This window comes from Flavobacterium sp. GNP008 (assembly GCF_056428965.1).
The window spans coordinates 1-249 of record NZ_JBWJVL010000051.1 but is presented as its reverse complement, the minus strand read 5'-3'; the positions used below and the strand labels follow the sequence as shown (position 1 = coordinate 249).

Below are 249 nucleotides of genomic sequence, written 5' to 3'. Positions count from 1 at the left end.
AAGAGGCCGGCAGCGGCTTCGACGGCGGCAGCGGCGGTGGCGACGATGATGCCGAAACCGATGCGCTCTACGACGAGGCCGTGGCCTTCGTGCTGGAAAGCCGTCGCGCCTCGATCTCCGCCGTGCAGCGCAAGCTGAAGATCGGCTACAACCGCGCCGCGCGCATGATCGAATCGATGGAAAACGCCGGCGTCGTCACCGCAATGAACACCAACGGCTCGCGTGAAGTCATTGCCCCCGGGCAGGCGC

At 66.7% G+C, this 249-nt stretch carries 1 protein-coding gene; it reads left to right on the top strand.

Translation table 11 applies throughout. The features are described from left to right. On the top strand, window positions 1–249 hold a 249-nt coding region (locus tag AC0608_RS13845; protein WP_478289485.1), incomplete at both ends, for a DNA translocase FtsK.